Genomic DNA, 23,120 nt, shown 5'->3' on the forward strand with positions numbered 1-23,120 from the left:
ATGGCGGTAGGCAGACATAATGTGCAGTAGGGTGGGGTGGATGCCTGTCATCATCTGATCTTCATGCGATTAGTTGAGATGTCGAAAAATACGTGGATGACAGATTTATACCTAGGGATTTTAGAACCGCGAACATGGATGTCCCCCTCTAAACGAATGCGGGGAATATTTAGACTGCAAACATGGATTGGGGTGACAAGAAACAGAATTAAAAAAACAAGTTTTGTAAAAAAGTTTTCCATTTCCCTCCCGGTTGGCAGGTGGGGACTAATACGATCGCACAACGGTATTGATCTGGACGGTTTTGGTATTCTTCGAGCGAAACAAAATGGATGCTGATTTCTTGTAGCTCCTTTCGATTTTCTTCTTGTTGTTTTCCGAGTTTCTGTTTCACGTTTTCTTTTTTCTCATCTCCGTCACCTCTGCTATTTATGCTGGATATGACTAACAAAGCCTTTTTATTATCTATTATATCTCTTCCCCCCCATTTCATGTAGGCGATCATTTTGTCATCGTGAGAACGGTGCTTGCCACCGTTCGAGTGTATGTTCAATTTGTTGTGGTATACTGCAGGCATGTGTGGACCGCAAAGAAAAAAGCGGCGTTTTGTAAAAAGTGTAGAGAATGTCAATTTGACATGAAGCCGCTGCGGGCGTGGTAAAGCGCCGTATCAAGGGCTGTTTTGCCTAAGAGGCAATCACCCCAACACTTCCATGTTCAAGGGATATAGGAAAAGTCCCATCCTCTCCCTGTCCATTTATTTTGCCATAAACAAGAAGCTTAGCAACGGTAAGTGGATGAAGCTGGTTCAGCTGCGACCAAACGAAACGGTAAGAGAGGGAACGGAAAATCGGAATCTACGACACGTTGTTTGAATCTGCTTTGCACCGAATCTCATACTGTCAGGATCGAAAGTAAAAAAAGAAAAAAGGGGATTCACTCCCGCTCCCATTCCTTCCCACAATCCGGACATCGCCATTTGATGACATGATCTTCTTCCCGACTGCAAATACCGATTTTTCTGGATCCATGAGTAGCGCCGTAATGATGCTGGATTTCTTTCGGGATCGGTGGTCCTTGCAAATCAGCTCCACAAAACGGACAGTATTCTTTGCTATCATCCATGTTTCTTTTGCTCCTTTCGATTGGGCTTTGGATTTATTTTTATCTTTGTAATCAGGATACCATAACTCTTAGGATCCGATCGATAAGTGGTTTTCTGGAGAAAGCCGGTCAAGCCTTATATCGGGCAAAGAAAACGGGGAGAAATAAAATCGTAAAATGGCCTCTTTCATATCGTAGAACATGGGGTGTAAAGCCGATACACAAAGCCTCCAAATCTCTTTTCAAGTGATGATGTTCAACCATATCGTGAAAAAGGAAGACGGTAATGACTGAGAGTGGATGAGGCTGGCCAATGGGCAAGCCTATGTTTATGGATATTTTACGTCAGACAAAAAATAAAAGTGAGAGGGAAGAGGAATACGTCCAAATCATCGATGACGGAGGGATGGAGCGGATGACGCGGCCGCTATTGATTATAGAGGAAAGCTTCACCATAACGGACAAAATCCGCTCAACGGATCAAAAAAGTGGAGTGGATTTGTTATTTTACAGGAAGAAGTTCGAAGTGAAGGGGTAAAAAGGGGGCAATCGAGCTGACGCCTGTCGGGATTCTGACAGGCGTCATTTTTTGTTTTTAATCATCGTGACGAGCAATAGATACCTATAGTTCAACATTTGGAAACACCTTATCGTTACGTTCATTCATCACGATGATCCGTCCCTTTTGTTGGTCCCGATTAGGGATCAACAAGCAGCCATGGCGCCAAACCATTCTGTTCTGAAGTGATCGACGTGGTAACGCATATAGGAAACAAAAAGGAAAAAATGAGTAAAAACGCAGGAGGATCAGGATAAGGAAAACCGAATGGCCACGATGAATCGATACGCACTTTCGTTACCATTTGTTTTTTACAAGAAAAAAGTGCAGAACATTGCAGTATATAAATTCCATATATATGTGTTAAAGCCGATAAAATCCCCACTATAGCCGAATAAAATTCCCCACTTTACAATAGAACCATAGTGTCAATGAGAGGAGTAATGGTTCATGATTACGAATTATGACGCATTCCTGCGAGGAGAAAGCTTATGAAAGAACGAATACACGAGTATGGCCACCGACTCCATTTGCCTGCCATGGCGGAACGATAGTTCGCCATGGCAGAATACGCAGCTACTCTTAATATGCCATATTCGGAGTTTTTGTTCCGCTTATTAGAGGCAGAAATCGTCAAAAGGCAGGAACGATCGATCCAAACGCTCATCAAGGTCCAAACTGCCGTATCGCAAGACGATCGATACGTTTGATTTTACCGCGCAACCCTCGCTGGATGAGCGATGGATTCGAGAGCTGCTTACGTTGTCGTGTATTGACCGAAAAGAAAATATCCTTTTTCTCGGCTCACCGGGGATTGGAAAGACACACCTGGTTGATTTCGATTGGAATGGAGGCAATAGTAAGAGGATATCAAACGTATTTTGTTACCGCCCGTGATTTGGTCACTCAGTTAAGAAGAGGCGGCCAAGAAGGAAAGTTGGAGAAAAAGCTTCGTGTCTTTGTGAAGCCAACTGTTCTCATGATCGATGAAATGGGGTACCTAAAACTGGATCCGAACAGCGCTCATTGCTTATTTCTAGTGATCACCCAGCGGTACGAGCATATCCCAACAAAATCTCTGGGGAATGGGAAGAAATTGTGGGAGACTCGGGCGATGTTAGATCGATTGCTACGTCATTCCATTACCTAAAGAGGGGAAAGCTATCGATTACAGGAAAAGAGGATCCAAAAAAGAAAAACAAAGGGTTCCATGAGATCTTTCTGGGGAATGTTAAACCGGCGATTTTGGGGAAAATATAATCAACCTTGACATACGAAGTGTGTGCCTACGAAAATCAACGTATTTTTCTAGTGTATAGACTTAAAAGGCTTTTTCTAAATTGTCCTTGCCTAAAATGGGCTGTCGAACTCGGGGTACGGAAAATATGTAAAAACCTCTTCTCGGTACGGAATTTTTGTAAAAAGTCCTTGCTGGTACGGAAATTTTGTAAAAAGTCCTTGCTGGTACGGAAATTTTGTAAAAAGTGCTTTGCTGGTACGGGATTTTTGTAAAAAGTGCTTTGCTGGTACGGGATTTTTGTAAAAAGTGCTTTGCTGGTACGGGATTTTTGTAAAAAGTGCTTTGCTGGTACGGGATTTTTGTAAAAAGTGCTTTGCTGGTACGGGATTTTTGTAAAAAGTCCTTGCTGGTACGGGATTTTTGTAAAAAGTCCTTGCTGGTACGGAAATTTTGTAAAAAGTGCCTTGCTGGTACGGGATTTTTGTAAAAAGTGCCTTGCTGGTACGGAAATTTTGTAAAAAGTGCCTTGCTGGTACGGGATTTTTGTAAAAAGTGCTTTGCTGGTACGGGATTTTTGTAAAAAGAAGGGGATGGCTGGTACGGAAAATATGTAAAAACTACTTTCCACCTATTCCTCTCGCTCCTGTTTGTCATCTGGACATTGTCATTTGATTATTCGATTAATTTTTCTCTTGGATGTATTCGTACTTCTTCCCGTTTCTTTTTCATTTCATTACTACAAATATACTTTAAGTTTCTTTTGCTTGCCTCTATATTGAATTCCCTACCTAGGTGGCCATTATGTTATCTACCCAGTCTTCACTTTTGTCGAGCAGATTTGTTATTTTACAGGGAGAAATTCGATGAAATGGGTTAAAAAAAGGCAAAGGGTAAGATAGAATGATAATAGATAATCGATTTTGTTTTTTACTTTTCTTTCCTTTTACAATTAATATAACAGAAGGCCTTTTTGGTCCAGAAAAATGGTGAAAAATCATCGGTAAGGATGTATGGCGAAAACAGTCGTTAACATTCTTGCCGATGTTTTTTTATTTACAAAATATGTTGGAGGGATTGTGTATGAATCAGTATTATGTCGTGAGAAGAGTGAAAGGGAGAGATGAAGAATTTGCAGTAATCGATGCTTTATCTTTGGATGAAGCCAATGCCATTTTTGAAGTGCGTTATAAAACGTTTAAAGAAAACATGGAAAAAGGTGAATCGTTCTTTATTTTTCAACCGGACGGACCGCTGACATTTGATAAGAATCATCAAGTCAAATTTCCGAGAGGGAGAATGGCGATCATTCACAAATTGTCTTAAAGCAAAAAGAAAGAGGCTGTTCCAAAAGGTCGTAAAAACCTTTTGAGGACAGCCTTCTGTTTTGTTTTTACATATCATCTGGAGATTTGAAGGCTTCTGAATGGTTTAGAAGCCATCTTTTTTCATTTCCTTCGATGGTTACGGGCGATCATCATAATCCATCATAAAGGATCTTTTCTTAAACCTGATTATTATTGCCGCGGTCATCGTTACGATTTATTGTGACCCATTATTGTATCGAAGCTTTGGATGATATGTCCTACGTATCCTCAGTGTCTAACTGGATAAATGTGATGTTCTCACTTGGCATCTCCAACTCTTCCTCTATGTCCTTTAAATCATGATCACCTTGCGGAGCAGGGATGATATACGGAGTTCGCTCCGAATGAAGTACGATTTGTTCAACTTCCTCTGGCTACAGTTGTTTCACTTCATTTCGATAAATCTCCATTAGTCTTTGAATAAATTGATGCAAGTTGGTGTACAAGGATGAGTCATATGCATTGCTCACATGTACGTAAACGATTTTAAATAATTGGCCTGATTTTCTAATAAATAGAAGAACACAATGATAACCTCGTTAAGCAGTTGCTTGGTTGCTTTGTTGAATTGCATACACTTCATTTCATTTCAAAACGTATGGTTTCTTCCAACCTATTCAACGATGTCATAAGCAGGCGAATATCCGTTGCTTAATCCGGTGGCCATACTCTTAAAGGTAGATAATACGTTCATTCAACGTCAAGGCATTTCATAATACATTACATTTGCTGTTTCTCATTGGTAAGGAAAACAATTCCCTTAAATGGAATGGGTAAGTGCCAACCCAGAAAGTGTAATTTATTTTAATAGAAAATTTAGGTCAAATTAGGAGTCAGGGGATAGTAATAGTCGTCTGGATAGGTCATTCTTCTAAATTTGAGAACACTTGATTTGAGGACGTTTTTAAACTATTAGGTATATGAAGTTGTTCATACAGTTAACTGGGTAGGTTTTAATATACCCAGTTAACCCTATGAATCTGTAACTCAATGTGAGATATTTTAGCATTTCATTGGAGTCGAATAGAAAAAAATACACTTTTAAATCGCTCAATAAAAGAAAGGTTGCATGACGGCCAATACTATTTCGATAAGTGATGGGGCGGATGTATTTTAATTCGTATCTTTTATTTGTATCGTTCGACCGGGCATTGTAAAACTGCTGATAAGGCCATCGGTTAAGTATAGATTGATCAAAATATCATGATAAATTTTGAATACATTCTTTTCAGAATCCGTAGCACATCTGAATTTATATGGCTATAAATTGCCACAAATATTCTACAAAAGTTATTAAAATTTAGCACAAGCGCAGTTATAATGTTTAAAACAATCGGAGGTGATTTAAATGAAATTAATAGAAGCATTAGAACAGTTAAACAACGGAAAATCAATTGCAGAAGTTGCAGCTATGGCAGGAATAAATAAAAAAGACTTAGAAAGAAAACTGGCAAATGCAGCAATTGAATTTGATCAAGAAGAAAATGAATATAAATATAAAGGCATTGCACCAGAGGAATCATTGAGTAGAGATGTAAAAAGTAAAATCGTCGTTTTATTAGCTGATAAACCCTTTGTAAAAAAGAAACAAGAAAATAGAACGCCAATAAACGTTGAAGAGGATTTCGATTTAGAATATAAAATGTTCAAAGATTATCTAAAAGTAGATCATTCGTTGTTAACAGAGAAGAAGACCTTTTTCTTAACAGAAAAAATGTATAACACAATAAAAAATCTAAGTATAGAAAAATCATTTAAAATAAATGCACTAGTAAATGTTTTGCTGCAAAGAGGGTTGGAATATTACAAGGTTGATTTAAAAGAAAAGGATGGCTGATGATTGGTAATAATCGTCACTTATGATTGCAGATTCTTTGCTCTTATTATTATATTTTGCAAAATAATTGTTGACTTTTCATCATAATCTGATAAAATACAAAACAAATGAATAACTTAATATACGACAAGGGAAAACCCCAAGCTTTACAGCGCTACCTATGCGTATATACACGCATAAGAAGTAGCGGTGTTTGGCTTGGGGTTTTTTGTATTTTAAGCTCAATTATTTTTATACGGAGGTAATAGATCATGAGCAAGACAAATATTTCAGCTAAATCTACTTTAATTGAGGCTTTTAATGAATATGAAAAAAGCCAGTTTTGGTCAAAAAACACTAGACGTACCTACCGTAAAAATGTAATTTACATGTCAGAATATATGTTAAACCAAGGGTTAAATCCAGTGCTTGAGAATATCGATTATGAATTTGTGAAGATATGGGAAAATGATCAACGAAAACAAGGCTATAGTCCGAGAACGATAAAACAACATCAGGCAACGATGCAATCTATGTTTACGCATTATAACCGACTCGGAGTTATTAACGGAAATCCATTCGCAGCATTAAAAATCACAGATTCTAATAAACAAAAACATCATTCGAGAGCATTAAATATCACCGAATTATACCAAGTTTACAAAGCTGCGTTTGAGTTGCAAGAAAGAGGTGTTAATGTATTAGTTCCAACCCTAATAGATATGTTTACTGCTCTCAGAGTCACATCGCTCGAAAAACTAACCGTTCGTTCAGTCTCTACTACTATGAACGGTCTAGTTTATGAGTTCGATCCCAAAAAAGATCGAGTAAAAGAAGATAAACTTCTTGACCAATATCTAGAGGAAGGGGATAAACACACTGACAATTCGCCAAACAGCAAAAACAAAGACTTCTTTATTCCATTACCACCTAAGCTCATGAAATTACTCACCCAATATATTGAACACATGGAACCAAATGATGCATTGTTATACGGCTTGAGAGGAAAGCCGCTCATTAACAAGCAGATGAATTATATAATCGATAAAGTATGTGAACATTTGGGATGGGTGAAAGTAGAATATGAACAACCAGAGAATAATGAAAATCATAATAATGCAAAAGAGAAGGGAAGAAGAAACAAAATAATCCGTAAAACAGAGAAGTATTTCACACCGCACGGATTACGATACACTCTTTCTACCTTGTTTCATGAAATGGGGGTCTCAGATGATGCTATACGCTTTTTGCTTGGACACTCTAAATATGAGCTTGGCGCTCTGCAGCATTATATTTTAAGTGATGCAAAGTATATTAAAGAAATTCGAGCGGCCCAAGTAATAATCGAAACTCTTTTTGAAACCGCTATGGAACTTGAATCTAATTATAATATCACGCTAGATTTAGAAGAAATTTTTGATGAAGTTCCTAAAGTTTACTCGAATCAATTGAAAAACAAAAATTACATCAATCTGTTTAAAGAACATCTTATAAAGTATGCATTTGCGGCATTACAGCAAAAAATACTTAAAGAATCAGGGAATAATCATTCTGATTATTTTACATTTCAAGCACCAGAACTTTATAATCAGATTACTATGGCGCAGCAAGGGTATTTTCCACATGCTCCAATGCCTTATCAGCAAACTCATGGAATGCACTCAATGTCATACGACCTCACGCATCCAGTGCCTTTGTATCCGCCAACTCATATTCACATGAAATAACTACCCGGCTAGGGTAGTTATTTCCGTACTAGGCAGGTCTCAAAATATGTTAAATGTTTCAATCGCTTTTTTCTTTTGCTCAAAATCAACATGCGTGTATACTTGCGTCGTGACTAAGCTTTCATGGCCGAGTAGTTCTTGTACGGTACGCAAATCAACATTTTCTTTATTTTCTTGTATCAACAAGGTAGCAAACGTATGCCGCAAATGATGGAGTGAGAACCGTTGAGGTGGCAGACCTGCTTTTTGTAAGATTTCTTTAAATATCTTATGTAAACCACGCGGATTTAGTTTTTTGCCGTTTTTATTTAAAAATACCGGTTGGGAAGGATGGAGCTGATATTCCTCTAAACTTCCCATATAACTTTTAATTAAAGGAACAACCATAGGATGAAGGGGGAGTAAGCGCTCTTTTTTTCCTTTCCCATATATGCGTATCGTGTTGTTCGATAAATCAATTTGTTCCCAAGTTAGTTCAACAATTTCAGATCTTCGCATACCCGTAGTGGCTAACAGTTTAAATAGAAGATGGTTTCTCATCGCCATTCGGCTATTGTCTTGCTCTAAAAAATGAAACAGTTTTCGTAGTTCAGACAAAGACATATAAGTCGGTAATTTGCTATCCGTTTTAGGAGTATCAATTCCAATCATAAAATCGTTGTCGATTAGATTTTCTTTGACACAGTATTTACTGAACGATTTCAAGCAAGAAATTCTCCGATAGACCGTTCTAGGTTTAACATTTTCTTTTGTAATCTGATGCTGGATGAAGCGACGAACATGCGTTTTTGTAATGTCATTAAGTTGTACAGAATAACCGTGTTGAATTAAGAAGTTCTCGAAACATCTCAAATCATAAGCATAACCATCAACGGTGTTAAGTGAATAGTTTTTTTCAATTTGCAAGTACAACACAAATTCATCAATGGCTTGTCTAAACAACATAAAAAACACCTCCAGTTGATAATCAACGACCGATGATAATCGATAAAAAAATAATGATAATTCGTTTAAAAAATGATAATTCGTAGACACAAAAAATTATGAGGAACTTAGGTTAACAAGTTCCGGATAATTGATTTTATGGGTACTTGAGGGAAGAAACCCTCCATTTGTGCGGAAATTAGCTAGTAGACATAATATATATTATAGGAAGTTATAAATGGATCTTGTTTCACTAAAGAGATTACTTGTTGTGATGAGACGAAATAAAAAAATAAAACAAATTGTATTTTAATTGCATTTAATGAATTTCTTTTTAAATTGTAAATTTACATTAATTAATTGATCTTTAAAAATTGATCTTAAAAATTCGTTATGATTTGCTGCGTGTTTAAAATTCATTCCATGATTAATTTTGGATTATGATTTATTTATTTTTATTAACGCTTCATTTTTGTTTGTTATATATCCCGAAGTCTGTTCATTCATCTCCTTCTAAGTTTACATAATATATTTATGTTTTAAAAAAACTCCACTCATACCCTCATCCTCATGATTTGAGCGACAAAATCAATGAATTATTGCCGCTCTTTGCCGCTCTTTTACTTCTCTTTTCTATTTTGTGGTATAAATTGGAAGCGATCATTAAAAAATGTTTTGTAGCCGAATTGCAGTGATAAAAAAGATGAAATCCCTACACTTCCGGCAATGCCGATCAAAATCACAATTTGATATTCGACTGCAACTAAAGGGCTTGTACCTGCGAGGATTTGACCTGTCATCATTCCCGGCAAAAACACTATCCCCATACCGACCATGTTATTGATAGTCGGCAAAATAGCTGAATCAAATGCAGAGTTTACGATTGGTTTTGTTGCTGCATCGGGTTTAGCACCTAACATGAGCGCCCCTTCAATCAGATTCTTTTGGGTAGCAAAATTTTCGATCATTTCTTTCATGCCTAGCGTTATACCGATCATTGAATTTCCAATAAACATTCCGGCAATCGGGATAAAGTATTGAGGTTCATACCAAGGCTTAAAATGAATGACGATTAGATTAAAATACAACAGGCTGACGAGAGAGCCGATAACCATTGACAGCACAATGACCAGCTTCAATTTTTTCGATAAAGGCTTATGAAGCTGTTTAAATATATTATAAACGGCAAACGATTCCATGAAACAAAGCACCAATAAAACAATCCAAGGTGAAGGATTTTTAAAAATATACATCAATATGTATCCGACTAGCACAAGTTGAATCGTCATCCTGGCAGTTGAAAGGACAATTAATTTTTCACGTTTAATTTCTCGTTTTTTTACAAGCAATATTAAAATAAGAACAAATAAATATGCTGCCGAGAGCCTCCAAAATTCGATGTTGATAACTTCTTGCTTCATTGATTATCACCTGTTGGTTTATTTATCGTAATAACTTTATCTGCATATGTTTTTGGTATTGTATCTGAGTGTGTTACCATAATAACCGTTTTTTCTTTTTCCTTTGAATAACGAATGAATGCATCCATGATTTTCTCTTCAGTTCCTTTATCTAGCGCAGAGGTTGGCTCGTCTAATAAAAAAACTTCTGGATCCATTAGAAAAATTCTGGCTAGTGCAAGTCTTTGTTTTTCTCCGCCGGACAATTGTTCTACGTCATCCTCTAATTTTTTTTGCAAGCACACAAATTTTAGTGCTTCTTTCAACTTTTCATCGTCAAGAGGCTCTTTTTCAGATAAAATTCTGCCGAAATTCAAATTCTCTCGAATATTTCCTTCAAACATTACTGGCTGCTGTGAAAGCATCACAACTTCCCGTCTTAAAGCGATTGGATTCCATTCAAACAATGACCGGCCTTTATAAACAATTTCTCCTTGATCTGGCGACAGCATGTGATTGAGCATTTTTAAAAGTGTTGTCTTTCCTCCCCCGCTTTGACCAATGATGCACGTTACTTGTTTTTCTTCAATTTTCAACTCGTCAATGTATAGAATATCTTTGTATCGTAAATTTTTGATGTGAAACATGTAAAACAGCCCTTTCTTCATAAAAAGCGAAATCCCCAGTTTTGATTATGAATAAAGTTGCAAATGATTCAAACCATTATACTTATTAAACACTTCTCTCTTTATAAAAAGCTTGGCACTCTTATTTATTTTATTTCGTGCAGCAAACCACTGAAAATTTTTTATTTCATTTAATGTCGGAACAAAGGAATGGAAAAAAGATAAAAAATTTGAATTTTATACCTCTTGTTTTAAATAAAAAAAGCTTTTTGAATGAAATTTTAACGTATTTGGAGCATTTTGTAAAATTTTTTGCGAAGCGGAAAATCAATGTTATTGAAAGGAAAACGCCTTTTGATCATGAGGGCTTAATGAAGATCGACATTTTGCGTCTTGAAGCAGTTTTCTTCCCTGCTTTGGAGAAATGATCAGAGGAGCTTAAAAAAAATTTGTCCTTAACCTTTCGTTTTATCCATCTGCCTCAGCAATCCAACAATTTTGGGGCTCTAGACACTTCATAAGCCCTTGGCCTTTTTTGCAAAACGGGATGCAAAAGCATTCAACTCGATATGATAAAATTTTTTCCTTAAAACAATAGAATAACTTGTGAAAAAGGAAGCAAGAGTTCACACGGTATCAAAATCGACTAATTAAAACAATAGAATAACTTGTGAAATAGAGCTGATTGAATCGTTCAGAAAGAATGACATAAATCAAAACAGACGGCAACGAGGCGGTTATAGGACGGTCGAGAACACCCCGACAAGCTCGTTGTCCACAACGCTTAAGCAGCCCTTCATCGATAATGAAGAAGCTCTTATATGCCGAATGAAAAATATGTACAGGGCTCCTTAGAAATTTTTCCAGTTCCAAGAGCCCGGATTGCGAAACATTTGATATGATCATGCTTTTTTCAAAAGTGTCTCTTTCCTTGTAGTTTTCAGCTTGGCGTCCTTTTATTTAAAGACAGAGTAAGTTGATTGGTTTCATGGTAACTAGTTTCTTTCTACAGCTAAAAATTCTTTTCTATAATGATCAATTACCTATAAAAGTTATAGTTCACGGCGGAAGTCACCGCTTTTGCCGCCTGTTTTCTCCATTAAATATGTTTGGCCGATGACCATTCCTTTATCGATTGCTTTGCACATATCATACACGGTTAAGGCGCAGACGCTCGCAGCAGTTAATGCTTCCATTTCAACCCCTGTGCTTCCTTTTGTTTTCACAAATGAATGGATCATTAATTCATATTTGTTTTCGTCGCATTTCCATTCAAATTGAATATCCACCGCTTTTAAAGCAATCGGATGGCACATTGGAATGATGTCAGCCGTGCGTTTGGCGGCCATAATTCCAGCTACTTGCGCTACTGACAGAACATCTCCTTTTTTGACCTGTGAGCTTGTGATTTTTTCATACACTTCTTTTGAAACAAGAATACTTGAGATGGCATGTGCAGTACGGACTGTTTCCTGTTTCTCTGAAATATCTACCATTTTTGCCCTTCCTTGCTCATTTAAGTGAGTCAGCTTCTTCATGTTTATACCCATTCCTTTCGCTTCGCTCAAGGCACAAAACGTAATGAAACAATTGTGCCACCGGCGTTATTTTTATTATTCTAAAGTCATAGGGATAACAGTCAACTACAAATCACGCGGAGGTGAGTGGGCCACTCTGGTTGCAGGGTGACCGCATGTTTATATGTGTAGATTGCCTTTCCAAGCACAAATAAGTGTGACTTCGAGCACGCAGACTTATCTTTGTATAAACAACTACTCGTTTATTGCTGGGCAATCAGTCAATGCTGTCTATCCCTATAATTCTCTGAAAGGATCATTCCCTATGGCCTTAAAAATTGTATACCCTATCTGTTGTGGAATCGATGTCCACAAAACCTTTGTTGTTGCCTGTATTGCCTCAACAATCAAAGGAGTTACAACTTACAAACGCCATCGCTTTTCTACCTATACAAAAGGATTGAATGAGCTGTCACAATGGCTTTGTGAAAATAACTGTAAGGATGTCTGTATGGAATCTACCGGGAAATACTGGATTCCTGTGTTTAATGTACTTGAAGCTTCCTGCAACATCACTCTTGCACACCCTAAGTACGTCAAGGCGATCCGTGGCAAGAAAACAGATAAAAAAGACGCCAAATGGATTGCTGATTTATTTAAGCATGACCTTGTGGCTGGAAGCTTTATGCCACCACTTGAGATTAGACAGCTGCGTGACCTTATGCGCTATCGTTTTAAACTGACTAATTTTATGTCAAGTGAGAAGAACCGTCTTCAAAACAGTTTAACTGTGTCTAACATCCAGCTTGGAAATGTTGTTTCAGATACCTTCGGCAAAAGCTCTATGAACATCATTGAAAAGCTCCTTAAGAACCCTTTAGACACTTCTTTTGATATTGAACCTTTAATCCACGGCTCCATGAAGAGTAAACTGCCTGAATTGGAGTTAGCCATTGACGGATTTATTACACCGGAGCAGGCTGAAAAATTAAAGGTGATGAAACAGCACTATGAAGACCTTCAATCTCGTAAAGCTGACCTTGAAAAAATCATTCTTTCCCTTGCCGCGTCCTACACAGAGGAAATGAACTTGATCTTAACTGTTCCGTCCTTTAAGAACATCTTTTCCGCCATTGCCGTGGTTTCAGAAATAGGTGTCAATATGGACGTGTTTCCGACAGCTAAGCATTTATGTTCCTGGGCAGGACTTACACCCACAAATAACGAGAGTGCCGGCAAGAAAAAGTCAGTAAGAATTTCGAGAGCAGGCTGCTACATCAAGCCTCTTTTGGTACAGTGTGCAACTGCTGTGGTCAAAAGTGAAAAGCATCCCGAAATTCGAAACCGCTACTTAAAACTTAAAAAACGTCGTGGTCACAAACGAGCAATTATTGCCATTGCACGTATGCTGTTAACAGCTATATACAACATTCTCAAAAAGAAAGAGCCGTATAATCCAGAATTATATAAAAAATCAGACGTTCTTCCAGTAAACCGTGAGATCACGGTAGAACAAGCGATTTTATTAGCTAAAAGTCAAGGTTTTCGAGTGACGGCAGTTACAACTTGATGATCAATCAACCAAATATTTCCAATAAAGTCATCGATGGATGGCTTGTTTTGCTATGCCTATTTTTATTACTTGGAACCCAAAGTATTTATTTCAGACTTTAACCTCCACTCATCGGCGGAATAAGGGCGACAACATCCCCATCCCGAATGATGTCATCTTCTGCAGCAAATTCTTCATTGATGGCAAAAAGGACGGAGGATAGGGCGGGCAGTGAATATTCTTTTTCCAACCGTTCGCGGAGTTGTTTAACAGTTATTTCTTGATATGGCAATGTCATCTCCTTTTTATTCAGCTGCTCTTTTAGTTGGGCGAAAAATAAAATTCGGATCATGACTTCATCTCCTTTGGAATGCCTTTTTCATAAGAAATCGTTTCTTGCTGATTGCCGATCCACAATGAGCCATCCTCCCAATGCTCTTTCTTCCATATCGGTACCATTTCTTTAATCCGCTCGATTGCATAACGGTTTGCTTCATAAGCATCAGCGCGGTGAGGAGTAGATACGGCGATAACGACCGCGGCATCCGTAATTTCTAATCGTCCGATACGATGGACAATGGCGACCTTAGCATTCGGGAACTGCTGTTTAATTTCAGCTCCGATTTGTTCCAGTTTTTTTTGAGCCATCGATTCATATGCTTCATATTCTAAATACAATGTTTTTTTTCCTTTTGTCAATTCTCTTACAGTTCCGATAAATGTAACGATAGCTCCGGCATTTCGATCCACAACAGCTTCGATGACACGTGAAACATCTATCGGTTCTTTCACAATTTGAAACATAATTATCCCTCCAAATATAATATAAAATGGCATTATTGTCTCATTTCCAACAGCTTCTCCTTTACATAGTTCACGATCCAGCTGATATACAAATCTTCATCTTTCATAAAAAATGAATGTTTTTCTTTCAAAGGGATCGAGCTAATCGATGCGATCACATTTGATAAATCAAGCAGATGAAGATCTTTCTCATCACGGATACAGACAATTTTCGGGTATGGAGCTTTTTTCAATCCTTCGATAATCAATACATCAATTGAAAAATGCCGGTAAAGTTCCATAATGTTCGAAAAATGTTCATTCGCTTTTATTTCAGCTTGCAACAGCAAAGTTTCTTCCCCTAGAACCGCTGAAACAACAGCACCAGCTTCCCAATGCCGATACGTATCTTTTTTTGGAATATCCGGTTTTCCACCATGACCGTGATGTTTAAAAGTACCGACTTTTATCCCATGATTGGTCAGCTCTTTGATGCATTTTTCAATTAGCGTAGTTTTTCCGCTGTTTTGATGCCCTACCACTTGTAAAATCATCATAGCCAACTGGAGGCTCCTTCTTCATCTTCGATTAACAGCACGTTAACTTCACTGCCTGTTTGAAATCCTCTGCTTCCGCCAGGCAAAACAATTAAACTATTAGTATGAATTAAGGATGAAACAATATTTGATTTGTCCCTTCCAATCGGATCAGCTACTAGCTTTCCATCATGATAGGACAGTTTTGCTCTCACAAAGCGCGTGAACGGATTCGGCTTTAAAAAATCTTTCGTTAAAATCGCCCGGGCTCGTTTTAAATAACAATTTTTTTGTCCGAGCATCGCCCTTATATACGGACGGACAAACAGCTCAAAACCGACATAACAAGCGGAAGGGTTGCCTGAGAGGCCGAACAAAATTTTGTTGCCGACAACTGCTGCAGAGGTAACACTCCCTGGACGCATGCCGATTTTATTGAATAAAACTTGGGCTTGAAGATGCTCGTACACCTTTGGGATATAATCAAAATCGCCCACTGACACTCCGCCTGTTGTGATGATAATGTCGGCCATTTGCATTGCTTTTGTAACAGCTTGAAATACATTTTGAAATGTGTCTTTCACAATTCCGTATAAAATCGGTTCACCGTGAGCTCTGAAAATTTGTGCCTGCAGCATATAAGTATTGCTATTGTGAATTTTTCCTTTTTCCAGCGGTTTATACACTTCAAGCAATTCGCTCCCGGTTGCTATGACGACAACCTTTGGGCTCTTCATAACCGGAACGTAATGATACCCGAACGTTGCCAGAACAGCGGATATTCCCGGAGTGATCACGGTTCCTTTTTCGATAAGCAAACTGCCCTTTTTCATATCTTCTCCGATGCGTGAGATGTTTTCTCCTGCCTCAACTTTTCTTTTTATTTGCACATATGTTTTTCCGTCTTTTCTGAATTCCTGTGTTAATTCCTTCATGATGACGGCATTTGCACCTTCTGGAATGGCAGCGCCAGTCATGATTTTAACGGCTTGACAAGGTTTTAAAGATTCTTTCCAAACAGAATCTGCTCCTTGAGTCCCGACGACTTCCAAAACTACTGGATTGGAAGCTGAAGCGGCCTTGGTCGATGCTGCCCAAACAGCATAGCCGTCATAAGGGGATCGATCAAATCCAGGTACATCCGTTGTAGCAGTTATATCTTGACCAAGCACACGATGAAAGCTGTTTTCGATTGATACATACTCTATTTCACCTTCATAGCTTTTTTCCAACACCCGGTCGATTGCTTCCTCTACTTGAATTGGCTTTCGCAACGCTCCCATTCCTTTCCACCCTTCTTGCCCCCACCCGATACTACCAAGGAACATTTATTTTGTTTTGGAAAAGGAGGCTTGAGGAAAAAGGTTATTATGAACAATATACTGGTCATATTCATCCTTTGTATTAATATTGATGAAAGCATCGTCATCATTGATCTCAACATATCTAGTATGAATACTTGGAAGAAAATGCTTCATGCTTAACTTATTTTGTTCAAGGTGCCATCGTATTTTTTCCTTCACTCGATGATGGTACATGGCGATCAATGGCTGAATATTTCCGTGAACACTAGGAACAATCGCTTCACAACCGTCATTTCTGTATAATTCTAATTTTTTCAACAAATGCGCATTGATAAAAGGAGTATCACAAGGTAAAACGATATACCATTCGGATTTGAATTGGGACATAACGGAATAAATGCCGGCAAGAGGTCCTTTTCCTTGATACAATTCGAGATCTTGAATATATGTCAGCTGGTTCCTTTGCAGCCATTTCGTATCTATTTCAGGATGTATGACAACAACCACGTCTTTTGTGATACATTGCAGCGCTTCGATACTATATAAAATAAATTCCTTTCCATTTCTTTTCGCAAATGCTTTCGGTTGCCCAAACCGTTTCGACTGTCCTCCTGCCAGCACAATCCCGATCATCTTGTTCACTGACGATTCATCTCCCAAACAAGATGGCGAAGTTCCGGCAAAATCAGCTTTTCCATGGCAAGACGAACCGCATTTGTAGATCCCGGCATGCAAAAAATGACTTTTTGTCCAATTGAACCGGCAAGTGCTCGACTAAGCATGGATGCGCTTCCAATTTCTTTATAGCTTAAATAACGAAACAATTCCCCAAAACCAACCATTTCTTTGTCAAGCAATTCTTTTACCGCTTCTACCGTCACATCCCGTTTTGTAAAACCAGTCCCGCCGTTTAATAAAAAAACATCAATTTCGTCAGAAGCCTCTTTCACAGCAGATTGAATGGCTTCCCGTTCATCTTTCACAATCTCGTAATCTATTATTTCCATTTGTTCTCTCGTTAATAATTCGATGATTAATGCACCGCTTTTATCCGTATCCTTCGTTCTCGTATCAGAAACGGTGATCACTTTGCAGCGAACAGGGTCATTTGCCTTGCTGCGATGTTCAGATACACTCATCAATCACACCTCACCCGCCAATATAAGACATTTCCACACGTCTGTTTGCAGAAAGAGCATTGATTCTTCCTCTTTCTTCGGAATAACGATCATCCCGAGCCTGCCAAACACGGGTGATCTCATCCAATATTTCTTCACCGCTTGCTCCCTTTCGCATTTTAACTAATAAATCAACGTCGTTTGAGGCAAATAGCATGTATACTTTTTACCGTCAGCTGATAGGCGCATTCGCGTGCAATCATAACAAAAAGCTCCTGATAAGGAAGAAATAAAACCGCCTTCCACATCCGTACCTCGGTATCGATACCTTTTAGGAACCTCGCCAAAAACGTTGACTGAACTGGTTTAAGAGGTATTTCTTGGTGAATCATATCATGAACTTCTTTGCTCGTCAAAACTTCGTCCATTTTCCAACCGTTTAAGGTTTCGACATCCATATATTAGATGAAGCGGATCGTCATTCCTTTTTCTTCAAAAAAACGAGCCATCGGTAAAATTTCGCTCTCATTTATTCCTTTTACAACCATGTTCACCTTTACGGCCAGACCTTGTGAAACCGCTTCTTCAATTCCTCTAACAATTTCCTCAGACTTTGCTTTACCTCCGTTCATTTTAGAAAAAATTTCGTTATTTAAAGCATCTAAACTGACATTGATCCGGTTCATGCCCGCTTTTTTTAAACGCTTGGCATATGATATTAAAAATATCCGTTAATGGTCAATGAAACGTCTTGAAGATCTTGAATATTTTTTAACATCGATATTAGTACATCAATGTCCTTTCGGAGGAGCGGTTTCCCCCCGGTCAGACGAATTTTTCGAATGCCTAAACGTAAAGAGGCTGGCCAAACGATATATTTCTTGAAACGTCATTAGTTATTCCCGTTTTATAAAAGAATACTGTCTTCCTTCCATTTCAGCATACAGTATACACAACGAAAATTACATCGGTCTGTCACCGAAATGCGCAAATTCAATAAAGGGCGGTTCATTGATCTCGCAACATCTTCCTCTCCTTATACATTCATTCTTCATATGTTACAGACAAGATAAACAATAGAATGAGATCTCTGTCACATCAATTCGAATGATCATAAAAGGTTAAATTAATTGTAAAAAAAATTTTCTGAAAAAGAAACCTATTTGGAATACATTTTGCCAATTTATCATTTTTTTTATGGCTAACATGATGGGGCTCTATATAATGAATTGAGAAAGCAAAATAGATACACAAAAAATATTTTACGATTTCGGCAAACGGAGGCTTTCATAATAGAATCAGCAGTTTTCATTATGGACAATGTACCAATGCTTGGCGACTTGATGGAAAGAATGGTTATTATATTAGAAAACCGTTCATCCATCAACAGGATCTTCTTAGCTTTTTCCATTTCGGGTCACCTGTCGAGAATCCGTCCAGACTCGAAAAAACTCAAAGTTGATTGAAAAAAAGATACTATCGAAAAACAACTGATAGAAAAATCATTAAAGAAAACCGCCGGCAACAAATCCGAAGTTTCCTGAGAATTAGAGATTTCACAAGTTACACTTTACAATAAGATGAAAAAATACCAGCTACCTAAATAGATGAACAACTTCTCAATCGTTTTCGAGAATGGCATTAACTTGGTTTACGCCCCGCTTTTTTCTTCTAGCACACTTTTCAGGCAACCATCTTTTTGATGTCAATGACATACTTTCAATGTTAGAATGATCTTTTTGCAATAGCGCTTTGTCCGGGTTAGACGTATTTTTCGCACAATGGCCGCTGACCATATTAACAAAGAAATAAATTTCCCTACATGCCATCAGCTGTTTCCGCTTTAAAAACACACACTCTCCTTTCTATTTCAAGCAAAACAATATCCTTAGCGAAATGGTACCGATCTTTCATTGAAAACTGAAACATTTTCTAATGATGTTGCAACATCTTCCCTTCCCTCAATTGGAAGGATATATGCCAATACGGCATCACGAATCAATTATTCATAAACTTTTCAAAAGTGATGCCGATGAAGTGAAGCAAATCACAAATTGCGGGAATTGTTTTTACTATGATGAACATTGATAAAAAAGATGGAAAGGAGAATATGGATGGGAAAAACTGTTGAATTAGATGTTCGCGAAGATTTAAAGAAGAAATTAGAGCCGTTTCAAAAAATCATGGCGGCCATTCAGCCTCTTGCACAAGGAGATGTATTTATTTTACACGCTCCGTTTAAACCTGTTCCGCTTTTTCCTATCATGAAGAAAAAAGGGTTTTCTTATCAAGCGGAAAAAATAGAGGATAAACATTGGAAAATTACCTTTGTTAAAACGGAGGAATGAAAAAATGATACTGGATAATCGCGGCTTAGAGCCCCCACAACCGATGATGCGGACTTTAACGGCATTAGCAAAATTAAAAAAAGGAGAAGCGTTGAAAATTATTAATGACCGCCGCCCGATGTTTTTATTTGAACAGCTTGACGATCTCGGTTATACCTATCAAACGCAAAAGCGCAGTGATGGAAGCTATGAAATAACGATTGAAAAGAAGGATGACGATGATGACGGCTAATCATACTTATGAAACGAATATTCGAATCCCTTTTTCGTTTATTATTTTTGGCTTGCTGGCGTTTTTCCTTTCTCAAATTCTTTTATTTCTGTCAACTCGTCAGCTTTCAACCGGAGAAATGCGCCTTCCTGTCGTATTGTCAGCTGTCCATTTATTAGTGATTGGCTTTGCTTTAATGACAGCCATGGGGGCCATGTATCAGCTTGTTCCAGTCGTGTTTTTAACCCCGATATGGAATGAATCATTTGCTTTTATCCAAATGGTCGTCACGTCATTAGGAATACTATCTTTTAGCATCAGCCTGGCCTTTAATATTCAAATGGCTATATTTTCAGGCTTGCTTCTTACTTGCGGGATTGTAATGTTTTTATGGCAGATGTTCATGACATTAAAAAAACAGAAGAAAAGAACGGTCATCACTTTATTTGTTGGTACTGCCCTCATTTGTTTGCTCTTAACGATCGCGCTCGGATTGACGCTTGCCTATCATTTTTGGAGCGTGAGACAATTAATCGATCATGATTTGATTTTCAAAGCACATATATTGCTGGGATTTTCCGGCTGGTTTACACTTCTTATCTTCGGATTTTCTTACAAAATGGTTCCGATGTTTTCATTGGCGCATCATTTTTCAATGAACACGGCCCGATATGTCTACATTTTTTATATAAGCGGTCTTGTGTTAACTTTCATCAGTTTTATAACGGCAAATGACCGGTTGTTATCAGCAGGGCTTCAATTGATGGCTGTCGGATATGGGTTGTTTGCATACCATATGTTTGCCATTTTAAAGAAAAGGATGAAGAAAAAACTGGATAAACCTTTTCTGTTTGCTCTTTTGGCCATTGTTTTTGGAGTCATCCTGCATATAGCGGCGGCCGGTTTTTCTTTTGAAAGTGAAATCCATTCCCGCATCTTTTCCATCATCATCTACTGTTATCTGTTCGGCTGGATTGTATTAAGCATCATTGGCTACTTATATAAAATTGTTCCTTTTCTATGGTGGACACACCGGTATAGCAAAAAAATCGGCAAAGAAGCGGTGCCGACTTTGAAACAAATGATAAATGAAAAATGGATTGTGATGGAATGCTGTTTATTTGTTGCGAGTCTTATCGGCATGATCGCTGCTCTTGCCTCCTCAAGTACTGGTCTATTTTATCTTGCTCAAGGAGGAATGGTGCTGTTTTCTGGATTATTTGCCTGTACGATTGGCTCTGTATTGCTGAAATAAAAAAATGAGGGAACGATTTACTGAAATATAAAGGGTGATGTTACAATGGAAATAAAAGCAAAGATCTTGGAAAAACTGCAAAACGTTTTAGATCCTGAATTGGGAATTAATGTTGTTGATTTAGGACTGATCTATAAGATTGAAGTAAAAGACGGAACTGCATTCATTTTAATGACATTGACTACACCCGGCTGTCCGTTGCACGACTCAATAGCAGGCGGTGTGAAACGCGCATTGCGTGATATTGAAGGCATTCAAGACGTAAATGTCCAAATCACTTGGAATCCGCCTTGGTCCCCTGATAGAATGAGCGAAAAAGCATTAAGGCAGCTAGGGTTCCTTTCCTAAACGTTTTTCAAAGACTGTTCCTTTCCTGAAAGGGACAGCTTTTTTATGAAAGAAGTCCCAATTATTTTGGTGTTTTTGGCTCTTCTTCCAGCTCCCTTTTCAATAGCATATTCGGCAAGAGCGAATAAATCCGGCCGCATTAATGGATCACCGCCGGTAAATACTAATAGCGGCTGGTTCATCGCAAAAATATCATCAATTAATTTTTTCCTTCCTGAAAAGTCAACTCACGGGGATCACGATGATATTGCGCCTCGGCTCGGCAATGCAAACAATTTAATTGACATGCTCTCGTCAACTCCCAAATGACAATAAAAGGGTTTTGGTCATAATCCATCATCACATACAAACTCTTTCTTTAAAATGAAAAATATCTCTGCTTCTTCTCATCATATAAAAAGGTGAAATTTTCGAAGTGAAAGCCATCACACTTTCCGGTAAAAGGGAAGAAATGATTTTTACGAAAAAGTCATTCTTTTGACAAATGTTCAGCTGCTGCGGATCTTCCCCGCGATTGCTTCGGTAATTCGCAAATGGATGAGGTGGTCTGCCCCAAACCTTAAGTATGTTAGACACCTTATTTTTATTAGGAACTATGATTTACATCACACGACTCATTTGTAAAGAAACGCTATAATATGAAACGAAAATCAAAGTTGAAAAAAAGGTGTGATACCATGACAAATAGCTGGGTGTTTGAAAGATTAAGAAGCGTTCCCCTTTTCCGTGAACTGTCTGATGAAGAATTGACTTCCATAGTTGCTATCTCTCAAGTACGTACCTATCAACCAAAATCGTATGTATTCATGCAAGGCGACATGCTGGAAAACGTATATTTCATCCATTCAGGAACGATTAAAATATATAAAACGGACAGAAATGGAAAAGAACAAATCGTTTCCATCTTGCAGAATGGAGAAATGTTTCCACATACCGGATTTTTTTGCAAAGGATCTTACCCTGCTCATGCAGAAGTTATGGAAGAATCTACATTAATTGTCATTCCCATCAAAGATTTTGAGGAAACGCTTATGCTCTTTCCGGTATTGTCCATCAAATTGTTTCGTGTGATGAGTGAAAAAATCATAGATTTGCAAAATCGGTTAGAAGAGCAAATTCTTCATAATACATATGAACAAATCGTATTGTTGCTGTTGCGGCTTACAAAAACGAATGCACTGCCGCAAGGAAAACTTTATCGTTTGACAACCCATTTAACGAATCGGGAATTGGCAAATATGATCGGAACTTCCCGTGAAACCGTTAGCAGAACGCTTAACCAGATGAAGCGGAAGGGTCTTATTCTTGTTGATGACGACGGATATTATTTGGTTGATGCTGAACAATTGGAGAAAGAAATCTTTATGTAGCGGCCGCCAAAAAGAAAA

At 38.0% G+C, this 23,120-nt stretch carries 27 protein-coding genes and 3 pseudogenes; 14 read left to right on the plus strand and 16 right to left on the minus strand.

Going from position 1 to position 23,120, the window contains the following annotated elements; translation table 11 throughout:
* Positions 1 to 208: 208 nt before the first annotated feature.
* Together NSQ44_RS09425 and NSQ44_RS09430 are read right to left on the minus strand one after the other, a co-directional pair.
* On the minus strand, positions 209 to 577 hold the full coding sequence (locus tag NSQ44_RS09425) for a hypothetical protein (RefSeq protein ID WP_340856806.1): 369 nt from the start codon (positions 575 to 577) through the stop codon (positions 209 to 211).
* Between the two features lie 359 nt (positions 578 to 936).
* Positions 937 to 1,125 (minus strand): hypothetical protein, encoded by a 189-nt coding sequence (locus tag NSQ44_RS09430; RefSeq protein ID WP_340856809.1) that lies wholly within the window; start codon positions 1,123 to 1,125, stop codon positions 937 to 939.
* A gap of 292 nt (positions 1,126 to 1,417) precedes the next feature.
* Between NSQ44_RS09430 and NSQ44_RS09435 the strand changes: the two genes are divergently transcribed.
* From NSQ44_RS09435 to NSQ44_RS09445, 3 genes and pseudogenes are all read left to right on the plus strand, one after another.
* Positions 1,418 to 1,642 (plus strand): hypothetical protein, encoded by a 225-nt coding sequence (locus tag NSQ44_RS09435; protein WP_289666581.1) that lies wholly within the window; start codon positions 1,418 to 1,420, stop codon positions 1,640 to 1,642.
* Between the two features lie 608 nt (positions 1,643 to 2,250).
* A pseudogene (locus tag NSQ44_RS19045) lies at positions 2,251 to 2,560 on the plus strand (ATP-binding protein).
* Positions 2,496 to 2,813 carry an ATP-binding protein gene (locus NSQ44_RS09445; protein ID WP_340856814.1) on the plus strand — a complete coding sequence of 106 codons (318 nt, stop codon included), beginning with the start codon at positions 2,496 to 2,498 and terminating at the stop codon, positions 2,811 to 2,813. The pseudogene NSQ44_RS19045 and the gene NSQ44_RS09445 overlap by 65 nt, the downstream one beginning before the upstream one ends.
* Positions 2,814 to 2,958: 145 nt before the next feature.
* Here the strand turns inward: NSQ44_RS09445 and NSQ44_RS09450 are convergent, their stop codons facing one another.
* On the minus strand, positions 2,959 to 3,531 hold the full coding sequence (locus NSQ44_RS09450; RefSeq protein WP_340856816.1) for a hypothetical protein: 573 nt from the start codon (positions 3,529 to 3,531) through the stop codon (positions 2,959 to 2,961).
* A gap of 452 nt (positions 3,532 to 3,983) precedes the next feature.
* Between NSQ44_RS09450 and NSQ44_RS09455 the strand changes: the two genes are divergently transcribed.
* The 3 genes from NSQ44_RS09455 (at position 3,984) to NSQ44_RS09465 (ending at position 7,810) form a co-directional block, all read left to right on the plus strand.
* The gene (locus NSQ44_RS09455; protein ID WP_016838737.1) at positions 3,984 to 4,226 is read left to right on the plus strand and encodes a hypothetical protein; all 243 of its coding nucleotides are present in this window, start codon (positions 3,984 to 3,986) and stop codon (positions 4,224 to 4,226) included.
* Between the two features lie 1,389 nt (positions 4,227 to 5,615).
* Entirely contained in the window at positions 5,616 to 6,104 is a 489-nt protein-coding gene (locus NSQ44_RS09460; RefSeq protein WP_340856823.1) for a hypothetical protein, read from the plus strand.
* 251 nt (positions 6,105 to 6,355) lie between these two features.
* Positions 6,356 to 7,810 (plus strand): tyrosine-type recombinase/integrase, encoded by a 1,455-nt coding sequence (locus NSQ44_RS09465; protein ID WP_340856825.1) that lies wholly within the window; start codon positions 6,356 to 6,358, stop codon positions 7,808 to 7,810.
* A 39-nt stretch (positions 7,811 to 7,849) separates the two neighbouring features.
* Here NSQ44_RS09465 and NSQ44_RS09470 read toward each other — a convergent pair whose 3' ends face one another.
* From NSQ44_RS09470 to NSQ44_RS09480, 3 genes are all read right to left on the minus strand, one after another.
* A complete protein-coding gene (locus tag NSQ44_RS09470; protein ID WP_309218084.1) occupies positions 7,850 to 8,755 on the minus strand; it encodes a tyrosine-type recombinase/integrase in 906 nt (301 codons plus the stop codon).
* Positions 8,756 to 9,354: 599 nt separating this feature from the next.
* Positions 9,355 to 10,155, minus strand: a complete 801-nt coding sequence (locus NSQ44_RS09475; protein WP_340856832.1) for an ABC transporter permease — start codon at positions 10,153 to 10,155, stop codon at positions 9,355 to 9,357.
* On the minus strand, positions 10,152 to 10,781 hold the full coding sequence (locus tag NSQ44_RS09480) for an ABC transporter ATP-binding protein (protein WP_063387700.1): 630 nt from the start codon (positions 10,779 to 10,781) through the stop codon (positions 10,152 to 10,154). Before NSQ44_RS09480 ends, NSQ44_RS09475 begins: the two co-directional genes overlap by 4 nt.
* A gap of 209 nt (positions 10,782 to 10,990) precedes the next feature.
* On the opposite strand from NSQ44_RS09480, the gene NSQ44_RS09485 reads away from it, so the two are divergent.
* Positions 10,991 to 11,188 carry a hypothetical protein gene (locus NSQ44_RS09485; RefSeq protein ID WP_340856834.1) on the plus strand — a complete coding sequence of 66 codons (198 nt, stop codon included), beginning with the start codon at positions 10,991 to 10,993 and terminating at the stop codon, positions 11,186 to 11,188.
* A 624-nt stretch (positions 11,189 to 11,812) separates the two neighbouring features.
* Here NSQ44_RS09485 and moaC read toward each other — a convergent pair.
* Positions 11,813 to 12,298: a cyclic pyranopterin monophosphate synthase MoaC gene (gene moaC / locus NSQ44_RS09490; RefSeq protein WP_063387660.1), complete on the minus strand. Its 486-nt coding sequence runs from the start codon at positions 12,296 to 12,298 to the stop codon at positions 11,813 to 11,815.
* A 304-nt stretch (positions 12,299 to 12,602) separates the two neighbouring features.
* On the opposite strand from moaC, the gene NSQ44_RS09495 reads away from it, so the two are divergent.
* Positions 12,603 to 13,847: an IS110 family transposase gene (locus NSQ44_RS09495; protein ID WP_445659528.1), complete on the plus strand. Its 1,245-nt coding sequence runs from the start codon at positions 12,603 to 12,605 to the stop codon at positions 13,845 to 13,847.
* A 100-nt stretch (positions 13,848 to 13,947) separates the two neighbouring features.
* Here the strand turns inward: NSQ44_RS09495 and moaD are convergent, their stop codons facing one another.
* The 7 genes and pseudogenes from moaD to moaA form a co-directional block, all read right to left on the minus strand.
* A complete protein-coding gene (moaD, locus tag NSQ44_RS09500; RefSeq protein WP_063387661.1) occupies positions 13,948 to 14,181 on the minus strand; it encodes a molybdopterin converting factor subunit 1 in 234 nt (77 codons plus the stop codon).
* The gene (locus tag NSQ44_RS09505) at positions 14,178 to 14,633 is read right to left on the minus strand and encodes a molybdenum cofactor biosynthesis protein MoaE (RefSeq protein ID WP_130156967.1); all 456 of its coding nucleotides are present in this window, start codon (positions 14,631 to 14,633) and stop codon (positions 14,178 to 14,180) included. Before NSQ44_RS09505 ends, moaD begins: the two co-directional genes overlap by 4 nt.
* A 32-nt stretch (positions 14,634 to 14,665) precedes the next feature.
* A complete protein-coding gene (mobB, locus tag NSQ44_RS09510; RefSeq protein WP_340858205.1) occupies positions 14,666 to 15,169 on the minus strand; it encodes a molybdopterin-guanine dinucleotide biosynthesis protein B in 504 nt (167 codons plus the stop codon).
* Positions 15,166 to 16,431 carry a molybdopterin molybdotransferase MoeA gene (locus tag NSQ44_RS09515; protein WP_340856841.1) on the minus strand — a complete coding sequence of 422 codons (1,266 nt, stop codon included), beginning with the start codon at positions 16,429 to 16,431 and terminating at the stop codon, positions 15,166 to 15,168. The genes mobB and NSQ44_RS09515 overlap by 4 nt, the downstream gene beginning before the upstream one ends.
* Before the next feature lie 45 nt (positions 16,432 to 16,476).
* Positions 16,477 to 17,085 (minus strand): molybdenum cofactor guanylyltransferase, encoded by a 609-nt coding sequence (locus NSQ44_RS09520; protein ID WP_340858209.1) that lies wholly within the window; start codon positions 17,083 to 17,085, stop codon positions 16,477 to 16,479.
* 5 nt (positions 17,086 to 17,090) lie between these two features.
* Positions 17,091 to 17,591 (minus strand): MogA/MoaB family molybdenum cofactor biosynthesis protein, encoded by a 501-nt coding sequence (locus tag NSQ44_RS09525; protein WP_094245859.1) that lies wholly within the window; start codon positions 17,589 to 17,591, stop codon positions 17,091 to 17,093.
* A gap of 10 nt (positions 17,592 to 17,601) precedes the next feature.
* Positions 17,602 to 18,582 (minus strand): annotated as a pseudogene (gene moaA / locus NSQ44_RS09530) (GTP 3',8-cyclase MoaA).
* A 466-nt stretch (positions 18,583 to 19,048) separates the two neighbouring features.
* Here moaA and NSQ44_RS19050 point away from each other — a divergent pair.
* The gene (locus NSQ44_RS19050) at positions 19,049 to 19,114 is read left to right on the plus strand and encodes a hypothetical protein (protein WP_445659529.1); all 66 of its coding nucleotides are present in this window, start codon (positions 19,049 to 19,051) and stop codon (positions 19,112 to 19,114) included.
* Positions 19,115 to 19,189: 75 nt separating this feature from the next.
* Here NSQ44_RS19050 and NSQ44_RS09535 read toward each other — a convergent pair whose 3' ends face one another.
* Positions 19,190 to 19,399 carry a hypothetical protein gene (locus tag NSQ44_RS09535; RefSeq protein WP_340856845.1) on the minus strand — a complete coding sequence of 70 codons (210 nt, stop codon included), beginning with the start codon at positions 19,397 to 19,399 and terminating at the stop codon, positions 19,190 to 19,192.
* 285 nt (positions 19,400 to 19,684) lie between these two features.
* On the opposite strand from NSQ44_RS09535, the gene NSQ44_RS09540 reads away from it, so the two are divergent.
* From NSQ44_RS09540 to NSQ44_RS09555, 4 genes are read left to right on the plus strand one after another with little or no spacing between them, the layout of a single operon-like run.
* Positions 19,685 to 19,918, plus strand: coding sequence for a DUF2249 domain-containing protein (locus NSQ44_RS09540; protein ID WP_063387667.1), 234 nt, complete (start codon positions 19,685 to 19,687; stop codon positions 19,916 to 19,918).
* Positions 19,919 to 19,922: 4 nt separating this feature from the next.
* On the plus strand, positions 19,923 to 20,150 hold the full coding sequence (locus tag NSQ44_RS09545) for a DUF2249 domain-containing protein (RefSeq protein WP_063387668.1): 228 nt from the start codon (positions 19,923 to 19,925) through the stop codon (positions 20,148 to 20,150).
* On the plus strand, positions 20,137 to 21,384 hold the full coding sequence (locus tag NSQ44_RS09550; protein ID WP_340856847.1) for a hypothetical protein: 1,248 nt from the start codon (positions 20,137 to 20,139) through the stop codon (positions 21,382 to 21,384). The genes NSQ44_RS09545 and NSQ44_RS09550 overlap by 14 nt, the downstream gene beginning before the upstream one ends.
* A gap of 45 nt (positions 21,385 to 21,429) precedes the next feature.
* Positions 21,430 to 21,732 carry a metal-sulfur cluster assembly factor gene (locus tag NSQ44_RS09555; RefSeq protein ID WP_063387670.1) on the plus strand — a complete coding sequence of 101 codons (303 nt, stop codon included), beginning with the start codon at positions 21,430 to 21,432 and terminating at the stop codon, positions 21,730 to 21,732.
* Between the two features lie 92 nt (positions 21,733 to 21,824).
* Here NSQ44_RS09555 and NSQ44_RS09560 read toward each other — a convergent pair.
* A pseudogene (locus NSQ44_RS09560) lies at positions 21,825 to 22,072 on the minus strand (radical SAM protein); the annotation flags it as partial.
* 337 nt (positions 22,073 to 22,409) lie between these two features.
* Here NSQ44_RS09560 and NSQ44_RS09565 point away from each other — a divergent pair.
* The gene (locus tag NSQ44_RS09565) at positions 22,410 to 23,102 is read left to right on the plus strand and encodes a Crp/Fnr family transcriptional regulator (protein WP_130156977.1); all 693 of its coding nucleotides are present in this window, start codon (positions 22,410 to 22,412) and stop codon (positions 23,100 to 23,102) included.
* Positions 23,103 to 23,120 lie beyond the last annotated feature (18 nt).

Source organism: Aeribacillus sp. FSL M8-0254, assembly GCF_038008845.1.
Classification (GTDB): domain Bacteria; phylum Bacillota; class Bacilli; order Bacillales; family Aeribacillaceae; genus Aeribacillus; species Aeribacillus composti.